Source organism: Exiguobacterium sp. s128 (assembly GCF_018618815.1).
Classification (GTDB): domain Bacteria; phylum Bacillota; class Bacilli; order Exiguobacteriales; family Exiguobacteriaceae; genus Exiguobacterium_A; species Exiguobacterium_A antarcticum.
The window spans coordinates 13,103-32,070 of sequence record NZ_JACSMT010000020.1; the positions used below are offsets into that span (position 1 = coordinate 13,103).

The window sequence follows — 18,968 nt, forward strand, 5'->3', positions numbered from 1 at the left end:
AAATGATTTTTTGAAAAATGAAAAGCATTCCCCTGCCAAATTTCAGCGGATTACATCCAACCACCGTCAATTTTGAGGACGGCACCATTCATATAGGCGGACTCTTGACGGATTAAATATGTAATCGCTGATGCAACTTCCTCGACCTGTCCGAAACGACCGGCCGGGATTTCTGCGATCGCCTGTTGACGGTCTTCTTCTGAAAAAACAGCGTTCATCGGTGTCTCGATCCACCCTGGTGTGACGCCGTTCACACGTCCGTTCATCGCGCCAAGCTCTTTACTATACGACTTGACGAAACCAAGTTGTGCCGCCTTACATGTCGAATAGACGACTTCTCCGGCAGCACCAAACTCACCTAACACACTGCTGACGACGACGATGGACAACGGTACGGAAAAAGCTTTTTTTTTCGTCAATGCCTGAGAAATACGAATCAGTGACTCGACGTGTAATGTCATCATCGCTTCGATTGAGCGTGTCGCTTGATCGACAAGCAGACCACTGAAACTAGTCCCGGCGATATGAACGAATCCGTCGACTGCAGGCAACGCTTCACAAAACGCTGTCAATTTTTCCCGGTCAGACAGATCGCCTGCGACGATTTTTGTCGTCACAGGCAATTGCTTTACCATCTGTTCGAGTTCGTGTCGCCGTTGGTGGGTGTGCAAGACCAGCTCATGCCCGTCTGCCGCCAAACGTAAGACGGTCGCCCAACCAATTGCGCCACTCGCTCCCGTAATTAAAATCCGCATCGGTCAAGCATACGGTTTGACGATTGAAATCGCACGATTTTCAAGCGCAAACAATTCGTCAAAACGGGCTTCGATTTCTTCTTTTGTAATGGATGCGATCAACGTCGGTAACGTAAACAAGTTCGTCCCGGCTAACGCATGACGCGAAAACTGATTCGCAATGAATTCCGGTGAATTAAGTGCCCGGAGGAATTTTCCTTGCATCATGTTTCGTTTGCGAACGACTTCCGTCTCTTCGAACGCTGGACGGGCCGCTAATAATTTTTCATACGCTGTAATGAAACGATCCGGATCTTCCGTTTCCATCCCGAATGTCGCAAAGGCGAATTCTTCTTCACTCGAGTAATCGAAGCTGAATGTATCGTCAATCAAACCATCTTCGTACAACGCAAGGTACGTCGAAGACGTCTGATCGAACAACAGATGTAACAACAGTTCGCTCGTCAGTTCACGACGCAGCTGCTCTTCGCCACCAAGTGACGTATCTTTATAACCAATCAACACTTTAGGTGTCTTGACGTCGAGTTCCAGCTCCACTCGTTTCCGGGCAACGGCTTTGGGTTCAACGCCGTAATCCCGTTCGATTGCCGGACGATCCGCATAATTCTTTTTCGCCTGATTTGCTTTGATCAGATCTAATGTTTCTGCCGGGTCGATATTTCCGACGACGAACAGAACCATGTTCGACGGGTGGTAAAACGTCTGGTAACACGTGTAGAGGTCTTCCGCCGTGATTTGATTGATTGATTCCGGTGTTCCCGCGATGTCGATCCGGACCGGATGTTTGGCGTACATCGATTCAATCAGACCAAAGAACAGACGCCATCCCGGATTATCTTGATACATCTGAATTTCTTGGGTGATGATTCCTTTTTCCTTTTCCACACTTTCTGCCGTAAAGTACGGATCTTGGACGAAATCAATCAACGTTTCGAGATTTTGCTCAATCAATGAAGTCGCCGAGAACAGATAGGCGGTCCGGGAAAACGACGTAAAGGCATTGGCCGAAGCACCGAGCCGGCCAAACTGTTGGAAGACGTCACCTTGCTCCGACTCAAACATCTTGTGCTCGAGGAAATGAGCAATCCCGTCCGGTACATTGACCCAATCGCCATCTTTTTTAAAGCGATTATCAATCGATCCGTACCGGGTCGTGAACGTCGCATATGTTTTTTCATAACCTTTTTTCTGAAGAAGATAAACGGTTAGTCCGTTATCGAGCTGTTCAAAAAAAACGGTTTCGTCTGTATCGTGATACGTTACCTGTTCCATTATTCTTCACCTCGCAATAGATAAACGGCTTCCAGTTCGATTGTCGCTGCCAACCGGACGACATCTTCCCGGGTCGCCGTCTCAATGATATGAATCTCGTCTTCCAGTGTCAGTCCACGCATTTTTGATCCATTTAACCACCCGATCAATTGACCGGGCTGATCGAGAATCTGACGACGTGCATTGATCAGCATCGCTTTTGTTTGCGTCAACTCTTCATCCGTGAACACTCCGGCTTTCAAATCCGTCAACTGTTCAGCGATGATCGTTTCTGCTCGCTCCGCCTGTTTCGTCTCGACACCAGCATACACATATAAGGCACCATTCAGAGCCGCATACCGCGACGCCGCATAATAGGCCAAACTCTCTTTTTCACGGACATTCATAAACAGCTTCGAGTGGGGGAATCCACCAAATAAACCGTTGACGATTTGCATCCGAATCGAATCAACTGACGTCGGATCAACCGCTACCCGGTAGCCTAAGTGTAATTTCCCCTGTTTGATCGGTTGGGTCTCAGACGATCGTTTGACACCCGCGACTTGTTTTTGAGCCGGAATGTAATGGCTGACCTTTTCAGCATGTGATGGTAAGAACGACAAGGCATCTTCCATCTCGTCTTGCGTGACATGACCGACGACAAAAACGTCGATTCGGTCTTCTTCGACCATCGAGCGGTATGTATCGCGTAACGAAGCCGGTGTGATCTGTTCAAGTGCTTCTAACGTCCCGAGTGACGGCAGGGACACGGCTTCTCCTGGTGCCATCAATTCGAGTAGACGCTGTTGCGCAAAACGCATCTTATCGTCATACAACGAACTGATCCGTAACGCATGCAACCGTTTTTCCTGTTTGACGAACTGTTCGCGGAAACCGCCTTCCGTCAAGTCGGGATAAAAGATCATCTGTTCAAGTAGATCAAGGGCTTCTTCGAGAAGTGTCTCATGACGGACAAGGTCGCCGCGTACGATATCGAGTTGGAAGGAGATGACATGTTCTTCTCCAAACTTCGAGGCATCCGCGTATAACCCGGCATCATACAATGTTTCGAGCGGTTCGCGTAAGGCTTTCATCGACGGATAGGCCGCTGTCGATTTCTCCATGATATAAGGCAGCAATGCCCGGCTCGTCAAGGTCTGTTCTTCAAGTGGTGCGGAAAACGTGACGAGGACCGTCGTCGTCTTGAATTTTTCGGTCGGAACGAGATGAAACGTCGTTCCTTGTTTTTTCCAGGTTTGAAATGACTGACTCATGCTTCTCCACCCTTTCGTTTGAATACATTTGCGCTTCGCAAGTATTCGATGTCTGCTTTTTGATTGACGGCATTTTCATACCGCGCTGCCGTAAAGAAGAAATCACTTAACCGATTGATGAACGGTAACAGATGATGCGCCTGTTCGACGTCAATCATCGCTCGCTCGACCCGTCGACAAACCGTCCGTGCGACATGGAGACAAGCTGCTGCTTCAGTTCCTCCGGGTAAAATGAACTTATCGAGCGGGGGGGACAAGACGGTCAAGCTGTCAATCCAACTTTCAAGATCATCCGTTGCCGTTGCGCTGAGACGAGATGGTTTTTGTTCGACGTACATCAGGTCACTGCCACAATCAAATAAGACGTGCTGAATGACCGTCAGTTGTTCCTTCACTTCAATCGAAGTTGCTTTCGTCCGGGCTAGACCGACAAAACTATTTAATTCGTCGAGCTCTCCCATCAATGTGATCCGGACGTCATTTTTTTTGACCCGTCCGCCGACGAGCGATGTATCCCCATCATCACCTGATTTAGTATAAATTTTCAAACGACTCACTCCTATAGCGAAAGGAAGCGAATCATAAAGTTCGCTTCCTTTGTTTTTTTGGTAATTGAATTCGGAACACAGAGCCTTTTCCAAGTTCACTTTCGACTTGGACTTCACCATCGTGTGACCGAACGACGTTAGCGACGATCGCAAGACCAATCCCCGTCCCTGTTTTGCCACGTGTCCGTGCTTTATCCGCTTTATAAAAACGGTCAAACACAAACGGGACATCTTCTTCCGGAATCCCGTCTCCCGAATCAATTACAGATAAAGATATAGTTTCCCTATCTTCCACGATTTCAATCTTGATTTGACCATCTTCCGTATAACGTAACGCATTTCCAAGTAAATTCGTCATCACCTGATCCATTTGATCCGGATCGGCTTCAAATTGGACATTCGGTCCGACGACTTCAAAGGACACCCGTTTTTCCAGACCCATCTGCTTGAATTTTTTAATCATTCGTTTGGCAAATGGAACAGCTTCGATTAATTCCACCCGTTGTTCCTGATATCCGGCTTCCATCCGGGCAAGGTCAAGCAGGTCGTTGACGAGACGCGACAGCCGTTGCGATTCGTCATAGATGATCGAGGCGAACTCTTTTGTGGCCTCGTCACTTTCTGTCATTCCATCGACGATTGCTTCCGAGTAGCCCTGTAACATGACGAGAGGTGTCCGTAACTCATGACTGACGTTGGCGACAAAATCGGCGCGCATCTTCTCAAGTTGCTGCGCTTCCGTCATGTCCCGTAAGACGGCGACGGCACCGATCTGTTCTTCCTGCTCAAGCAACGGACTGACGATGATGATGTAGTACCGACCTTCGCGTTCGAAAGAAACCGTCATCTCCGTTTCTTTACGCATGACCGTCTGAAACAGTTCAATCAATTCATCCGGAACCGGTGCTCCCGCGAGGAATGCCTCTGCTGGTGGGTTGGTCGCGAGCAACTCGCCCGAGTCAGAGAAGGTCAGGACACCGTCCGCCATACATTTTAAGATCGACGATAACAAATGCCGCTCTTTGTCGAGATCCGTGACATATTGATTGAGCTGACTGCTCATTTCATTGAAGGCTAACGCCAAATCACCGATCTCATCACGGGATCGTTGCGTCAGACTCTGATCGAATTTCCCTTCGCCGGCTTCGACGACCGCTTGCCGAATCGTTCGGAGCGGCGCTGTAATGCGGGTGGAAAGGAAAAAGGCAAACACCGTCGTGCCGATGATGGCAAGCAACACACAGAGTTGAATGATCTGACGCGCCCCTTCGTTTGCCTGTTCGATGTTCGTCAACTGTTCAATCAGATACATCGTTCCGCTGCCACTTTCGGTGATGAAGGGCGCCCGGTAAGCCAGTGCTGCTTTTCCGTCAAACGTCTCATAGTTCCCGATCGCCGTCTCCCCTTCTTCACCATCAACGGCTTTCCAGTTTTGCCGTTCCAGTTCCTTGATGATTCGCGTTGCCTTCTCTTCCGAGATGTTCGTTTCGACCGTATCTTCCTTCGTTGTCGCAATCAATGTCGCGCCATAGATATCGGTAATTTCGATTGCGGTCGCCGAACCTTCCTCCAGACCACTGTGGGCTTGAATAACGGTTTCGACCTGCTGACCGAGTTTCGCCAGATGACCCCGTTCTTGTTCGATATGAAACGAATTAAAGAATTCGAGTAACAAAATCGTCAAGGCAATCAAGACGACGGAAACAAGTAATAAAATCGTTCCCCATAGTTTGATGACGACACTCTGTAGCCATTTCATCGTCAAGCAGGATGGTTCTCGAACTTATAGCCGACACCCCAAACTGTCGTAATCATCTGAGCCGCACTTGGTGACAGGCGGTTCAATTTTTCACGTAACCGTTTGACATGGGTATCGACTGTCCGTAAGTCGCCGAAAAACTCGTAATTCCAAACTTCTTTTAACAATTGCTCACGTGAAAAGACTTTGTCCGTCTGTTTCGCAAGGAAATATAGCAATTCGTATTCTTTTGGTGTCAAGTTGACTTCCTGTGACTCGACCGTGACACGGTGAGCATCATTGTCGATCGTCAAATGCGGGAAGACGATGACATCTTTTGTTTTCGCGTCCGTGTGTAAAAACTTCGTCGCACTCGCACGACGCAAGATGGCCTTGACCCGTAAGACGACTTCGCGTGGACTGAACGGTTTGACGATATAATCGTCCGCCCCCATCTCAAAGCCGTGGACGCGGTTCGTCTCTTCCCCTTTTGCCGTCAGCATGACGATTGGTGTCGCTTTTGTCTTCCGTAGTTCTTCACAGACCTGCATCCCATCAAGCTTCGGCATCATCAAATCAAGTAGAATCACATCATATTCTGTCTCAAGCGCCATCTCGAGAGCTGTTTCTCCGTTATCCGCTTCTTCAATCGTAAAATTCTCACGTTCGAGATACATTTTTAATAAACGTCGAATCCGTTCCTCGTCATCGACGACTAAAATACGCGCTTCTTCTGACATCAGTTGATTCCTCCCATAAACTAATCTATCTAGCTCTATCCTACTACTCTTCTAGTATACTATGAAACAAAAAGAAATAGCGTCTTCGACCTTGGAATTCCAATTGACCTCACCAAAAAGGATGAGAAACGGAAATGTTCTTCCGTCACCCATCCTGGATGATGCTGCTATTTCTTCCTCACTCATTAAGCGTACGAGTGAAGACCGGCTACCACCAGATTGACGAAGACGAGGTTAAACATGATGACCGCGAATCCGCCGACACATAACCAGGCTGATTTTTTGCCAATCCAACCACGCTGTATGCGCATGTGCAGATAAAAGACGTAGAAGAGCATCGTAATCAGTGCCCATACTTCTTTTGGATCCCAGCCCCAGTAACGGCTCCATGCCATCTGTGCCCAAATCATCGCGAAGATCAAACCACCAAGAATGAAGATTGGTAATCCGATTGCAATCGCGCGGTAACTGATTTCATCCGCTGTCTCAAGATCGATTTTGCGCGCAATCGGCTTTAAGCTCTCTGCGAGACGTTTCCGTAAAATGACGAACCGGAGTAAGGCGTACAAGACTACCCCACCAATCAATGACCATAAGACCGTATTGACTTTATTGGCATTGAGGAAGTTCGGTAATTCAGCGACAGCACCTGAACCGGAGATGATTTTCCCGTTTTCAGGACCCGTTAAGACCGGCATCGTGTACTCATGTTGCATCGTCGCACCATTTTTCGCGACATATTCAATCGTTGAGTTTGTGCCAAGTGCGTTGAACAATAGACCAACGACGATATAACCGACGACACATGCAAGTGAAAACATGACGACTTCGAGCCACGTCCGTGTTTTCGATTCTTTACTAAAGTCCGTCGCGTGGATCAGATACAACAAGCCCGTCGCAAAACTGACGGCAAGAATTCCTTCTCCGAGTGCTGCTGTCGTGACGTGAATTTTCAGCCAAACACTTTGTAAGGCTGGAATCAACGGTTGCACTTCATCCGGGAACATCGACGCGTAGGCGATGACGAGTAAGGCTACCGGCATCGCGACAAGTCCAAGGACGTTGTTGCGATAAATCCCGTACACGATCAGGAAACCAAGGACCATCATCATGCCGAAGAATGTCGTATATTCATATAAGTTCGAGACCGGAACGTGACCCGCCCCCGCCCAGCGTGTAAAGAAGTAACCCAGTTGGGCAGCAAACCCAAGAATCGCGAGTGAAAAAGCGATTTTTCCGGAACGTGTTGGTCCCTTCTTACCGCTCGTCGCAACGGCAAAGAAACCGGTACTGATCAGATATAAGATAAAAGATGCGAGCAATAAGTTGCTACTCAAGCTAAGCAGATTCATTTCGATTCCCCCTCTTCTCGCAACTTCTGCCGGTCTTCTAATGATGGAAGTCCCACTTCAGTCAGTGCGAGATTGGCCTCTTTTTGAAGCCCAAGTGCGTTTTTGTTCGTAAAACCAGCGATGTTGATTTGCCCGTTCGTTTCTTTTAACCATAATCTCCGGTGTGGCCAGTACATACCAAGCAACAGACCAAACATGAAGATCATTCCGCCCGCAAACAAGAAGGGCAACGTCAAATCTTTTTTGATCCGGACACCTGAGATATTCGAGAGTTCCGTTCCCGCGAAGCCCATCTTGTACTGATTCTCATCACCCCCGACATTGAGTTTGATGCCGATCAGGCTTCGTTCACCTTCTGGATGTTCTGGTGATTTAATCGTAAAGACAAATGCTGGATTGACTGGACGGGATGAGTTCGTCGTCGGTTTTCCGTCTTTGACGACAAAGTCCGGTAAGAAGTCTTTTAGTTCCACTTCATACCCATCTTTTAATGGATATGTTTCTTGTGGGTTGCGTAAATCGACTTTGATCGTATCGACAACTTTGCCCGTTTTTTGATTTTCGATGTTAAAGGACATCGTCTTGAATTCCGGGTCTGCCGCATATTGTTCTTGGAAGACTTGATAATTTCCGAATTCAAACGGTTGGTTGACGGCCGTTTCACCTGTCTTGATTTTTTCGAGTTTCGGCTTAAAGTCATCCGTCATCCCGTCTTTTTTGTAAAGGGTCATTTGCGTATCATAGTTTTTCGGAACACTTCCGCCGGCTCGTTTTAAAGCCTCACTGAATTTCTCATCCTCTTTTGCCGGATCGTAGAATTCGATGTTAAAGGCGTTGTTCTCGAGGTAGTACTCGTTATCTGTCGCCTCGACCGGTAACGTCTCCCCTTCACGAATCCACAACAGTTCATCTTCATGCATGCCAGGAACGATTCGTAACATCGCGCCACCAAAAAATAGGACTAATCCGATATGGTTGATATACGGACCCCAACGACCGAATCGTTGTTTTTCTGCCAAGAGGGCACCGTCTTGCCGACGGATCTTGTAGCCTTTTTTCTTTAATAACGGTTCGATGGCATCAATCTGGTTTACCGTTCCAGTCGCTTCAGCGCCAAATCGCTGACCGCCCATAAAACGGTCGGACTGGATGACCGGTTGTTTCTTCAACGCGCGATAAAGCGGGAAGAAACGGTCGATCGACACGATGATGATCGAAAGTAACAATAGTGTAATCAGTCCGATGTACCACCATGATTCGAATAGGTTGTGGAATCCTAACGCATAATACATATCGCCGGCCGTACCATATTCTTTACCGTAAAACTCTTCCGGTGGGATCGCTTGTGGAATGTACATCTCTTGCGGGAAGATCGTTCCGACCCCACTTGCGATGATGATTAAGCCGATCAGCCAAAGCCCGACCTTGACGGATGAAAAGAACGTCCATGTCCGGTCAATCCATGACTGATTTTTCCGTTTCGAACGAAGCTCGGCTTCCTCATAACGCATATCCAGTTGCTTATATTCCTGCTGCATCATAAATTCCCCCTCGATGCGTTACTCGTTTGCTTTTTTAATCATTTCTTCCAGTTTTGCCTGATCGATTTCACCTTCATACTTTTCGACGACTTTACCTTCTTTATTGATGATGAAGGTCACCGGCAAATTGTAGATCCCATAGGCTTTTTCGACCGAGCTGTTCGTATCCATCAAAATTGGATACTCCGTCCCGCCAATCTCTTTGATGAAACTTGAGACACGGACCGGTGTTTCACCGACATTGACCGCAGCGAAATTGACGCCTGCTTTTTGCATCATGTCATAGTTGTCATTAATCAATGGCATTTCTTTTTTACATGGTTCACAGAACGTACCCCAAAAATTAAGCAGCAGTCCTTTTCCTTTGTACTCATCCATCGTATGCTGTTTTTCTCCATACAGATCAACAAGTGCAAATCCTGGGGCATCATCACCGGCAAGGACTCGACCGTCCTTGTCTCGTGTCGCTTGATCGACAAATTGCATGATGACGACCGCACCGGCGAATAATACCATCGTCATGATCATTAACCGCCAAAATGAACGTTTTTTCTTCTTTTGCTTCGCGGCTGCTAGCCGCTCATCCGGGTTTTGATTCGTTTTTTTCATGTTGCACCGCCTCCACCCATATTGTACTTGAAATCGCTTAAATGTTGACAGAATGTGAAATACGTTAATCGTTTTGTCACAAACAAAGAAAACTCAACCCGCAGGCTGAGCTTCTCGCTTTACAAATTAACGTTTTTTTGTGTTCTTACGTCTTTTCGTAGGGGGAGCAACCGGATCCGCCAGCTCACGCAATTGATTGACTTCTTTTTTCGAAAGTTCACGCCAGTCGCCTGATGTCAATCCAGCCAGTGTCAAGAAACCAAACTGTTCACGTTTCAGCTTGATGACTTCCGCACCGAGTGTTTCAACCATTTGACGGACTTGACGGTTATGACCTTCATAGATGACCATTTCTAAAATGGCTGTGTTCTTTTTCTTATCGACGTCACGCATCTCGACACGTGCCTTGCCTGTCTTGAATCCGTCCGGTAAGACGACACCTTTTTCAAGACCTTTGACATGATAATAATCCGGCACCCCTTTGATCTTAACGATATACCGTTTCGGAACTTTGTATTTCGGGTGAAGCAAGAGGTTTGAAAATTCACCGTCGTTCGTCAACAGTAACAAACCGCTTGTATTGTAATCGAGACGACCGACCGGGAACACACGGTGCCCAGGCGGAACCAAATCGACGACTGTCTTACGTCCTTTGTCATCTTCTACCGTCGAGACGACACCTGTTGGTTTGTACAACATGTAGTAGACGTGTTCTTCACGTTCCAGTTTGACACCGTCGACCTCTACTTCCGCACGGCCTCCGACTTTCGTCCCAAGTTCGGTAATGATTTTCCCGTTGACTTTGACACGACCTTCTGTAATCAGTTCTTCTGCTTTACGTCGCGATGCGACACCAGCTTGGGCGATAATTTTTTGTAGACGTTCCATTAATTTATTCTCTCCTCTAGTGACGACTCATTCCGGAAAAATAGGTCTCCATCCGCTTCCAGTGTTTCTTCAAACTCAAGCGGTGGTAACTCTTCGATACTGTTCAGTCCGAAGTGATCCAAAAAATGATCCGTCGTCTTATACAATTTTGCACGCCCGACGCCTTTAGCCCGCCCGGCTTCATCAATTAATCCTTTTGCACTCAACGTATGAATGACACGTTCCGTCTTGACCCCACGGATGACTTCGATATCGGCCCGTGTGACCGGCTGTTTGTACGCGATGATGACCAGGGTCTCCATCGCAGCGCGGGACAGACTGTCTTCCGCAAGCGAACCGGCATACGCCTGCACATACGGTGACATCTCTTTTCGAGTGACCATCTTAAAGACTCCACCCGATTCGACGATTTGTAACACTCGTCCGTCAGCTTCAAACGTCGCTTGAAGGGCATGCAACTGTTCTCGAGCGGCTGCCTCGCTGATTTCAAGGACTTGACTCAGACCACGTGGATCAATGCCGTCGTCTCCGACGACAAACAATAAACTTTCAATGATACGATCATACGCCAATCTGATTCTCCTCCTTCACTAAGGCACGCAACAAGATGTCGTCATTCATCTGTTCGCAGGCGACGACACGTTGTTTTACGAGTTCGAGCACCGCCAAGAAACTGACGACCAACTCTTCGACGGTCGGTTGCTCCGTAAAGAAACCAAAAAAGGTCGTCCCGTCATTCGCGAAGACATATTCCGAAACATGAACCATCTGTTGCTCAAGCGTCCGTTCTTCCCGTTTGACGGTTTTGGAACGACGTACCTTCCAGGCGACACGTTGACGCATCTTTTCATAAGCACGCAACAAGTCACTAAAGGACAGGTTACCGCTATAATCCTGTGAGTCCGCATCGAGATACGCCATCAAGTCTTCCGGCTGTTTTGAAAAAAGTTCAAGTCGGGCTTCTTCTTTTTCTTTCAGGACAAGTGCCGCTTCCTTGTATGCTTTATATTCAATCAGTTGCTGAATCAACCCTTCTCGTGTCGGATCCTCCTCAAAATCAGGAACTTCTTCGAAATCTGTCTGTTCGACAGGTAACAGTTGTTTACTTTTTAATTGCAAGAGCGTTGCTGCCATGACAAGATATTCACTTGCAACATCCAGTTCCAGATGTTGCATCGCTCGAATATAGGACACATATTGATCCGTCACGATCGATACGGAAATATCATACAGGTCAATCTCTAGTTTACCAATCAAATGTAACAACAAATCCAACGGGCCTTCAAACGCATCCATCTTCACACTGTATGATTCCATGATTCTCCCTGCCCATCAACGTTTTTTGCGCCTTAGTATACCACACATCACGCTACTTCGACTATGCTATATTAAAAGGAAAGGAGGTGCACCGATGCATCCAATCGAACAATTCGCTTTCGAATTTAATGTGCAACAGGACTATTTCGAGTGCCACGAAGTGCTTGAAGAACTGTGGCAAGCAGGTCATCGACAAGATGAGGCCCTCGTCGCCTTGATCCAGCTTGCGGTCGCGCGGTACCATCATCGCCGGGGGAACTTACCCGGTGCCATGCGGACCTATCCGAAAGCCTTTCAAAAAATCACACGTCACAAAGGCTCGTTGACGGGTCACGGCATCGACGTCGACCGTCTACTCGCGTTACAACCGCTGTTCACTCAGCCCGACTATCAGCACTTGCCGTTACCGTTAACGGAAGACTTGACGCGACGTGTCCAACAACTTCCGATTGAATATCGGCACGACCCGTCCTTTTTACTGCATAAACATGTGTTGCGTGATCGACAAGATGTCATCACGGCGAGACAGATTGCTCTAGCTGCACGGGCAAGGAAATGAAAAAACCGGTCCGAAAATACATGGACCGGTTTTTATTGGGTTTTCCACTTTTCAACAAGCCGACTGGTTTCTTCCGTTGCCCCCGTAATCTCCATTCGGATCATCTTTTCTGCCGCATCAAGCAACATGTAAGACATCCGTTCTCCCCGGAATGACGGGGACAAGGCGATATGTTTCAATTCAGCGTGGCCATCCACTAATTGAAACCCGATGATTCCGATAAAGTCTTCATCTTGTTTATAGAGATACAACTGTTGATTTTCATCTTGTTCATAGGTTTGAACCGTTTCAAGCAAATACTTTGGATCCTTCACTTCACACGAAAAAGCGATTAACCCCATCGCGGTCCGTTCATTCAACTTTTTATATTTTACTAGCATCTGATTCTACACCTTCCTAGTTTCAACAACTCTCAGGAGTATGATCGACTGAGACTTGTTTATTCTACACCTTCTCGACTCAAATTACCTCACTTTTTTGTCCATTCACACAAAAATCAAGTTGAAATCCGGTGGATCATCGTTCGCTTGCCATGCTTTTCTCAGGAGATATTTTTTTCCGCCGGCGCGTGATTGTGTCTAGACAAGAACAGGGGCTGGATTAGGAAATCCGCCCCCACGTTCCGCTTAAAGATCAATTTTTGCGTATTCTTCGACGGCTGTTTACGCTTTTTTCGAAGCCTCAAGCACCGTGATGAATTCACGCATATAATCTGGTAAATCGGGCGGACGACGGCTCGAAACGATATGTCCGTCGACGACAACGGCTTCATCGTGCCAAATCGCCCCGGCATTCGTCATATCATCCTTGATCCCCGGTGTACTCGTGACGTTGACTCCGTCTAAAACACCTGCTGAAATCAAGACCCAACCGGCATGACAGATCTGACCGATCGGTTGTTTCGTTTGATCAAAGTGGCGGACCATGGCAAGGACGGAATCAAACCGGCGTAATAAATCTGGTGACCAGCCGCCCGGTACTAAAATCGCATCGTAATCTGCCGGATTGATCTCGTCAAACGTTTTGTCTGACACAATCGGGACACCGTATTTTCCGATGTATTTTTCATCGGCCTTTTCACCGACGATCTCAACGACGGCCCCTTCTTCCCGTAATCGGTGGACCGGGTACCACAGCTCTAAATCTTCAAAATCATTACTGACAAGTTGGATGATTTTTTTTCCTGCTAAACGCATCATGGATCGCTCCTTCATTTTTGGATTCTTTTTGTCACTTCCCGTAATCAACCGAAAAAAAACTCCCCTTCTTTCATCAAAGAAGGAGAGGAATGACTTACGCTTCGACGCGAATTTCTTTAATGCCGGCGCCTTGCTTCATTTTTTGAGCATGTTCAAGACCGGATGTCACTTGTCCGAAGACCGTATGCACGCCGTCGAGATGCGGCTGTGGCTCGTGGACGACGAAGAATTGGCTTGATCCTGTGTTACGGCCTGCGTGCGCCATTGAAAGCGAACCGGCTTTGTGTTTGTGCGGGTATGATGTTGACGTTTCACATGGAATCGTCTTACCAGAACCACCCGTTCCGTTTCCGATCGGGCAACCGCCTTGTGAGACAAAGCCCGGGATGACACGGTGGAAGTTCAATCCATCGTAGAAGTTCGAGTTTGCAAGGTTCTCGAAGTTTTCTGTTGTGATCGGTGCGTCGTCATTAAACAATTCAAACTCAATTTTATTTCCGTCTTCTAATAAGATATATCCAGTTTTTTGCATCGTATACCAACCTTTCGCGCTTTTCAGCTAATGGTGTTCGCCACGACATCTATCATGGCTCCGTTATCTAGTGTATCAAACCTTTACTCAAAACGCAGGTTTTTTACTCACTCGACCGCAGATTCAAGAATTTCGAGTATAACCGTTTCATTTGCCTCGACGGTCGCCCGAATCCCGTTCGGTAACGTCAGGACCGGATCGGTGTGCCCGAAGTCTGCGTCGAGCACGACCGGGAAGTCATAGCCGCGTGTTGCCCGTAAGATGATGTCCTTCAGCGGGAAGTCCGGATCAAAATCGACTTTGCGGGAAAATCGTCCGACGACGAGCGCCGAAATCTTGTCATAGGCCCCGAGATGCCGCAGTTGTGTGAAGTACCGGTCGATCGTTTCCGGCGTCTCAATTTCATCGTCTTCAAGCATCAGGACGACACCGTCGAATGACGGCATGTACGGTGTACCAGCAAGCAATAACAGTGTTCCGAGGTTACCCGCGAGGATCGGACCCGTTCCCTTTCCTTCCCGGGCGACGATGTATCCGTCATTGACGACATGTGTCCGTTTCCGGTCGTCCGCGACGTCCCAGCGTAAGACTTCATCCGTCCACTCGTCTGACGCTTCGATTTGACCAATCGGTCCGGTCTGCATCAGCGTTTTTTCAAACCACTTTTGCGTATACTCGTCGAGTCCTTGCAGCTGACCGAACTGCGGTAAAATCGCCGGTCCGATGAACGTCGTCAAACCGGTCTTCGCATAGATACCGGCATGAAGCGCCGTGATGTCGCTATAGCCCATGAAGATTTTTGGATTGTTCCGAATCAGATCATAATCCAATTCATCGAGCAGTTGATGCGAGTTGAAGCCGCCAATCGTCGTAATGATCGCCTTGATCGATGGGTCAGCAAATGCCATATGTAAATCCTGGATCCGCTCGCCGATTGTCCCTGCCGTGTGGCTGTGGACAGCCGTCGTATTTGGCATCACGAGGACTTGAAAGCCCATCCGTTCGAGCGTCTCGATTCCCCGTTGCAGACGACGGGGTACGTATGCTGCGACCGCGGATGCCGGTGAGAGGATTGCAATCGTATCGCCGACAGTTAGTTTTTTTGGTTTCATCTGTATTCCCCCTTACGTCATTCATTTTACTATAACAAAAAACAACCGACTGGGAAAGAAACCCAGACGGTTGTCAAAAAACGACTTATTGGATGACCGCGTGAACGAGTGGACGTGCTTCTGGCTTCGTCTCACTGATATGGTACGCATGATCCATTTTTTCGATGGCTTGATCGAGTGTTTCTTTGTTCGAACGGAGTGTAGCGATGACATCACCGACTTCAACATAGTCTCCGACTTTCTTGAACAAAGTGACGCTTGCTGCATGGTCGATGACATCAGTCTTCGTTGCACGACCGGCACCAAGAATCATGGCTGCGACACCGACTTCATCCGCGATGATTTCCGAGACGTATCCTGCTTTAGACGCGACGAAATCTTTTTCGAATTTCGTTTCGAGTGCTTTCGACATATCGTCGACGAGCGACGCGTCGCCGCCTTGCGCTGCGATGAATTTCTTGAAGACGTCGAGCGCTGCTCCGTTCGCAAGACGTGTCTCGAGATCCGCATACGCTTCGTCAAACGTCGGGTAGAACTCACCGAGAACTGCCATATGTGAAGCAATCGTCAAGGCGATGACTTTCAAATCACGAACATCTTTCCCTTGAAGGACTTCGATCGCTTCCTTGACTTCGTTCGCATTTCCGATTTCGTTTCCAAGCGGCTGATCCATGTCCGTGATGACGGCAATCGTCTTCCGGTTGACGCTTTTCCCGATCGAGACCATCTCTGTTGCGAGGGCTTTGGCATCGTCTAACGATTTCATGAAGGCACCAGAACCCGTTTTGACGTCGAGGACGATACTGTCGGCACCAGCTGCGATTTTTTTCGACATGATTGAGCTTGCGATCAATGGAATCGAGTTGACCGTCGCCGTCACGTCACGTAAGGCATACAATTTTTTATCGGCCGGTGTCAGGTTACCGGTTTGACCGATGATCGCCATTTTGATGTCGTTGACTTGCGAAACGAATGCTTCTTCCGACAATTCAACATCAAATCCTGGGAATGCTTCGAGTTTGTCGATTGTTCCGCCGGTGTGACCAAGACCACGTCCGCTCATCTTCGCAACCGGAATCCCGATTGACGCGACAAGTGGTGCGACGATCAGACTGATTTTATCGCCAACGCCGCCTGTTGAGTGTTTGTCGACTTTTTTACCGTGGATCCGTGATAAATCAATCACGTCACCTGATTCGACCATCGCCATCGTCAAATCCGCGATTTCACGATCCGACATCCCTTGATAAAAAATCGCCATCGACATCGCTGACATTTGATAGTCAGGAATGTCACCATTCGTGAATCCTTCGACCATCGCTTTAATATCGGCTGTTGATAACTCGCCGCCGTCTCGTTTTGTTGCAATCAAATCTACCATACGCATAATAAGTTCCTCCTCTAGAATAATTCGTGCTTACATTTTTTTAATTGAACCACGGACGAGCGACAAGAAATGGGCTCGGACACGTTCTGTTGTTTCCATGACTTCATCATGATGGAGTGGTTGATCGAGAATCCCTGCTGCCATGTTCGAGACACATGAAATTCCAAGGACACGCATATCCGCGTGACGGGCGACGATGACTTCCGGAACCGTCGACATCCCGACGACATCTCCGCCGAGTAACCGGGCGAGTTTGACTTCAGCCGGTGTTTCATATGTCGGTCCTGTATTCCCGAAGTAGACACCTTGACGGACTGTAATGCCCAGTTCATCTGCCGTGTCTTGCGCAAGACGCAACAACTCTGCATCATACGGTTTTGACATGTCCGGGAAACGTGGTCCCATCTCATCGACGTTTTTGCCGATCAACGGGTTTGTGCCGAAGAAGTTGATATGATCTGTGATCAACATCAAATCGCCCGGTTCGAATGCTTCGTTACAGGCACCGGCTGCATTCGTGACGATCAGTGTTTCGACACCAATCGCTTTCATGACACGGACCGGGAATGTGACCATTTCCATCGAGTAGCCTTCGTAGAAGTGGAAACGTCCTTGCATCGCGACGACTTGTTTGCCTTCGAGTGTCCCGAAGACGAGTTGCCCGGCATGGCCTTCGACCGTCGACACCGGGAAGTTCGGGATATCGCTGTAAGGAATCGCAATCGGATTTTCGATGTCATCCGCAAGGACACCGAGTCCTGACCCGAGAATCAAACCGATTTCCGGTTTCGCTTGCATCTTGCTTTCTAAATACGAACGTGTTTCATTCCAATTGACTGTCATCTGAATCGCTCCCTTAAAATTAAAGTTCTGTTAAGAAACTCTTACCGTGTGCCGGCATCTTCACGTTGAAGTTATCAGCAACCGTCGCACCAAGATCCGCGAACGTCGAACGAATACCTAAATCATTTGCGACACCATTTTTCCGGTAGGCAAGGAGTGGCACATACTCACGTGTGTGGTCCGTTCCCGGGTGAACCGGATCATTTCCATGATCGGCTGTGATGATCAACAAATCATCTTCCTGAAGACGATCAAAAACTTCCGGCAGACGGGCATCAAATTCTTCGAGCGCCTGACCGTATCCTTGTGGATCACGACGGTGACCGAACAAGGCATCAAAATCGACGAGGTTCAAGAAGCAGAGTCCTGTAAAATCACGATCCAGTTGGTTGACGAGCTGATCCATTCCATCCATGTTCGACTTTGTCCGGATGGCATCCGTCACGCCTTCACCGTCAAAGATATCCGCGATTTTCCCAAGCGAAATGACGTCGAGTCCTGCTGTTTCGAGTTCGTTCATGACAGTCCGGTCAAACGGCTTCAAGGCATAGTCGTGACGATTCGACGTCCGGACCCAAGCCCCTTGTTCGCCGAGAAACGGGCGGGCAATGATTCGACCGAGCATGTATGGATCATCACGAGTGATGTCACGCGCATATTCGCAAATCCGGTACAATTCTTCGAGCGGTACGACTTCTTCGTGTGCCGCGATTTGAAGCACGGAATCGGCAGACGTATAGACGATCAAGGCGCCTGTCTCAACATGTTCTTGACCGAGCTCGTCCAAAATCTCCGTACCAGAAGCCGGTTTGTTCCCAATGATTTTGCGACCAGAAAACGTTTCAAGACGACCAATCAAATCTTCCGGGAATTTTTCGAAGACGCGGAATGGCGTATCAATCCGTAAGCCCATGATTTCCCAGTGTCCCGTCATCGTATCTTTTCCGGCAGACACTTCCTCCATCTTTCCATAGGAAGCAAGCGGTGCAAGTTCTGCTGATACACCTTGAACCGGTTCGATATGCGACAGGCCCAGTTTTGCCAGATGTGGCATATTGAGTCCATTACGCTCTTGTGCGATGTGACCAAGCGTATGTGCACCTACATCACCAAATTGTTCTGCATCCGGCGCTTCGCCGATTCCCACTGAATCCATGACGACTAAAAAAATCCGTTTAAATGATTGAGCCATGTTAAAATTCCTCCTAAATACATAATTCTTACTAAATACAAATACAAGACAAATCCCGTTACGATTTTTCCCGCAAACAGGCTAGACCAAACCCTCTATTTGTCTGAAGTCAGACCTTTTTAATGCAGAAC

General features: G+C 48.1%; 20 protein-coding genes. 1 reads left to right on the forward strand and 19 read right to left on the reverse strand.

The genetic code is table 11. From position 1 onward, the window contains the following. Nucleotides 1-50 precede the first annotated feature (50 nt). The 12 genes from ymfI to KNQ13_RS09230 form a co-directional block, all read right to left on the reverse strand. Nucleotides 51-755 carry an elongation factor P 5-aminopentanone reductase gene (gene ymfI / locus KNQ13_RS09175; RefSeq protein WP_026831113.1) on the reverse strand — a complete coding sequence of 235 codons (705 nt, stop codon included), beginning with the start codon at nucleotides 753-755 and terminating at the stop codon, nucleotides 51-53. A gap of 3 nt (nucleotides 756-758) precedes the next feature. Further along, nucleotides 759-2,027, reverse strand: coding sequence for an EF-P 5-aminopentanol modification-associated protein YfmH (gene yfmH, locus KNQ13_RS09180; protein ID WP_014969998.1), 1,269 nt, complete (start codon nucleotides 2,025-2,027; stop codon nucleotides 759-761). Next, a complete protein-coding gene (gene yfmF / locus KNQ13_RS09185) occupies nucleotides 2,027-3,280 on the reverse strand; it encodes an EF-P 5-aminopentanol modification-associated protein YfmF (protein WP_014969997.1) in 1,254 nt (417 codons plus the stop codon). Before yfmF ends, yfmH begins: the two co-directional genes overlap by 1 nt. Then, nucleotides 3,277-3,828, reverse strand: a complete 552-nt coding sequence (locus tag KNQ13_RS09190; RefSeq protein WP_209548321.1) for a cob(I)yrinic acid a,c-diamide adenosyltransferase — start codon at nucleotides 3,826-3,828, stop codon at nucleotides 3,277-3,279. The genes yfmF and KNQ13_RS09190 overlap by 4 nt, the downstream gene beginning before the upstream one ends. Nucleotides 3,829-3,859: 31 nt before the next feature. After that, nucleotides 3,860-5,587: a sensor histidine kinase gene (locus tag KNQ13_RS09195; protein ID WP_014969995.1), complete on the reverse strand. Its 1,728-nt coding sequence runs from the start codon at nucleotides 5,585-5,587 to the stop codon at nucleotides 3,860-3,862. 2 nt (nucleotides 5,588-5,589) lie between these two features. After that, on the reverse strand, nucleotides 5,590-6,306 hold the full coding sequence (locus tag KNQ13_RS09200; protein ID WP_014969994.1) for a response regulator transcription factor: 717 nt from the start codon (nucleotides 6,304-6,306) through the stop codon (nucleotides 5,590-5,592). 185 nt (nucleotides 6,307-6,491) lie between these two features. Continuing rightward, nucleotides 6,492-7,658 carry a c-type cytochrome biogenesis protein CcsB gene (gene ccsB, locus KNQ13_RS09205; RefSeq protein WP_026831112.1) on the reverse strand — a complete coding sequence of 389 codons (1,167 nt, stop codon included), beginning with the start codon at nucleotides 7,656-7,658 and terminating at the stop codon, nucleotides 6,492-6,494. Beyond that, on the reverse strand, nucleotides 7,655-9,196 hold the full coding sequence (gene resB / locus KNQ13_RS09210) for a cytochrome c biogenesis protein ResB (protein WP_236624418.1): 1,542 nt from the start codon (nucleotides 9,194-9,196) through the stop codon (nucleotides 7,655-7,657). The genes ccsB and resB overlap by 4 nt, the downstream gene beginning before the upstream one ends. A gap of 21 nt (nucleotides 9,197-9,217) precedes the next feature. Next, the gene (locus tag KNQ13_RS09215) at nucleotides 9,218-9,808 is read right to left on the reverse strand and encodes a redoxin domain-containing protein (protein ID WP_014969991.1); all 591 of its coding nucleotides are present in this window, start codon (nucleotides 9,806-9,808) and stop codon (nucleotides 9,218-9,220) included. Nucleotides 9,809-9,934: 126 nt separating this feature from the next. After that, the gene (locus tag KNQ13_RS09220) at nucleotides 9,935-10,696 is read right to left on the reverse strand and encodes a pseudouridine synthase (RefSeq protein ID WP_026831111.1); all 762 of its coding nucleotides are present in this window, start codon (nucleotides 10,694-10,696) and stop codon (nucleotides 9,935-9,937) included. Then, nucleotides 10,696-11,268: an SMC-Scp complex subunit ScpB gene (scpB, locus tag KNQ13_RS09225; RefSeq protein WP_014969989.1), complete on the reverse strand. Its 573-nt coding sequence runs from the start codon at nucleotides 11,266-11,268 to the stop codon at nucleotides 10,696-10,698. The genes KNQ13_RS09220 and scpB overlap by 1 nt, the downstream gene beginning before the upstream one ends. Beyond that, nucleotides 11,258-12,013 (reverse strand): segregation/condensation protein A, encoded by a 756-nt coding sequence (locus KNQ13_RS09230; protein ID WP_014969988.1) that lies wholly within the window; start codon nucleotides 12,011-12,013, stop codon nucleotides 11,258-11,260. Before KNQ13_RS09230 ends, scpB begins: the two co-directional genes overlap by 11 nt. A gap of 94 nt (nucleotides 12,014-12,107) precedes the next feature. Between KNQ13_RS09230 and KNQ13_RS09235 the strand changes: the two genes are divergently transcribed. After that, entirely contained in the window at nucleotides 12,108-12,572 is a 465-nt protein-coding gene (locus tag KNQ13_RS09235) for a DUF309 domain-containing protein (protein ID WP_014969987.1), read from the forward strand. Between the two features lie 32 nt (nucleotides 12,573-12,604). On the opposite strand, the gene KNQ13_RS09240 is transcribed toward KNQ13_RS09235, so the two are convergent. From KNQ13_RS09240 to deoB, 7 genes are all read right to left on the reverse strand, one after another. Beyond that, a complete protein-coding gene (locus KNQ13_RS09240) occupies nucleotides 12,605-12,952 on the reverse strand; it encodes a GNAT family N-acetyltransferase (RefSeq protein ID WP_014969986.1) in 348 nt (115 codons plus the stop codon). Between the two features lie 282 nt (nucleotides 12,953-13,234). Beyond that, a complete protein-coding gene (locus tag KNQ13_RS09245; protein WP_026831110.1) occupies nucleotides 13,235-13,768 on the reverse strand; it encodes a type 1 glutamine amidotransferase domain-containing protein in 534 nt (177 codons plus the stop codon). A 97-nt stretch (nucleotides 13,769-13,865) separates the two neighbouring features. Next, a complete protein-coding gene (locus tag KNQ13_RS09250; RefSeq protein ID WP_014969984.1) occupies nucleotides 13,866-14,303 on the reverse strand; it encodes a peptidylprolyl isomerase in 438 nt (145 codons plus the stop codon). A gap of 107 nt (nucleotides 14,304-14,410) precedes the next feature. Further along, nucleotides 14,411-15,415 (reverse strand): S66 family peptidase, encoded by a 1,005-nt coding sequence (locus KNQ13_RS09255; RefSeq protein WP_209548320.1) that lies wholly within the window; start codon nucleotides 15,413-15,415, stop codon nucleotides 14,411-14,413. Nucleotides 15,416-15,500: 85 nt separating this feature from the next. After that, a complete protein-coding gene (locus KNQ13_RS09260; RefSeq protein ID WP_026831109.1) occupies nucleotides 15,501-16,802 on the reverse strand; it encodes a pyrimidine-nucleoside phosphorylase in 1,302 nt (433 codons plus the stop codon). 30 nt (nucleotides 16,803-16,832) lie between these two features. Continuing rightward, the gene (locus KNQ13_RS09265) at nucleotides 16,833-17,645 is read right to left on the reverse strand and encodes a purine-nucleoside phosphorylase (protein WP_026831108.1); all 813 of its coding nucleotides are present in this window, start codon (nucleotides 17,643-17,645) and stop codon (nucleotides 16,833-16,835) included. 19 nt (nucleotides 17,646-17,664) lie between these two features. Continuing rightward, a complete protein-coding gene (gene deoB / locus KNQ13_RS09270) occupies nucleotides 17,665-18,837 on the reverse strand; it encodes a phosphopentomutase (RefSeq protein ID WP_014969980.1) in 1,173 nt (390 codons plus the stop codon). Between the last annotated feature and the right edge of the window lie 131 nt (nucleotides 18,838-18,968).

Bases quoted from the DNA above. Each gene is read 5' to 3' on its own strand.
- KNQ13_RS09200 (WP_014969994.1), bottom strand. From the start codon at position 6,306: ATGTCAGAAGAAGCGCGTATTTTAGTCGTCGATGACGAGGAACGGATT.
- KNQ13_RS09230 (WP_014969988.1), bottom strand. From the start codon at position 12,013: ATGGAATCATACAGTGTGAAGATGGATGCGTTTGAAGGCCCGTTGGAT.
- KNQ13_RS09260 (WP_026831109.1), bottom strand. From the start codon at position 16,802: ATGCGTATGGTAGATTTGATTGCAACAAAACGAGACGGCGGCGAGTTA.
- KNQ13_RS09215 (WP_014969991.1), bottom strand. From the start codon at position 9,808: ATGAAAAAAACGAATCAAAACCCGGATGAGCGGCTAGCAGCCGCGAAG.
- KNQ13_RS09235 (WP_014969987.1), top strand. From the start codon at position 12,108: ATGCATCCAATCGAACAATTCGCTTTCGAATTTAATGTGCAACAGGAC.
- KNQ13_RS09240 (WP_014969986.1), bottom strand. From the start codon at position 12,952: ATGCTAGTAAAATATAAAAAGTTGAATGAACGGACCGCGATGGGGTTA.
- ymfI (WP_026831113.1), bottom strand. From the start codon at position 755: ATGCGGATTTTAATTACGGGAGCGAGTGGCGCAATTGGTTGGGCGACC.
- KNQ13_RS09250 (WP_014969984.1), bottom strand. From the start codon at position 14,303: ATGCAAAAAACTGGATATATCTTATTAGAAGACGGAAATAAAATTGAG.
- yfmH (WP_014969998.1), bottom strand. From the start codon at position 2,027: ATGGAACAGGTAACGTATCACGATACAGACGAAACCGTTTTTTTTGAA.
- KNQ13_RS09245 (WP_026831110.1), bottom strand. From the start codon at position 13,768: ATGCGTTTAGCAGGAAAAAAAATCATCCAACTTGTCAGTAATGATTTT.
- deoB (WP_014969980.1), bottom strand. From the start codon at position 18,837: ATGGCTCAATCATTTAAACGGATTTTTTTAGTCGTCATGGATTCAGTG.
- KNQ13_RS09195 (WP_014969995.1), bottom strand. From the start codon at position 5,587: ATGAAATGGCTACAGAGTGTCGTCATCAAACTATGGGGAACGATTTTA.
- ccsB (WP_026831112.1), bottom strand. From the start codon at position 7,658: ATGAATCTGCTTAGCTTGAGTAGCAACTTATTGCTCGCATCTTTTATC.
- KNQ13_RS09255 (WP_209548320.1), bottom strand. From the start codon at position 15,415: ATGAAACCAAAAAAACTAACTGTCGGCGATACGATTGCAATCCTCTCA.
- KNQ13_RS09220 (WP_026831111.1), bottom strand. From the start codon at position 10,696: ATGGAACGTCTACAAAAAATTATCGCCCAAGCTGGTGTCGCATCGCGA.
- resB (WP_236624418.1), bottom strand. From the start codon at position 9,196: ATGCAGCAGGAATATAAGCAACTGGATATGCGTTATGAGGAAGCCGAG.
- KNQ13_RS09265 (WP_026831108.1), bottom strand. From the start codon at position 17,645: ATGACAGTCAATTGGAATGAAACACGTTCGTATTTAGAAAGCAAGATG.
- yfmF (WP_014969997.1), bottom strand. From the start codon at position 3,280: ATGAGTCAGTCATTTCAAACCTGGAAAAAACAAGGAACGACGTTTCAT.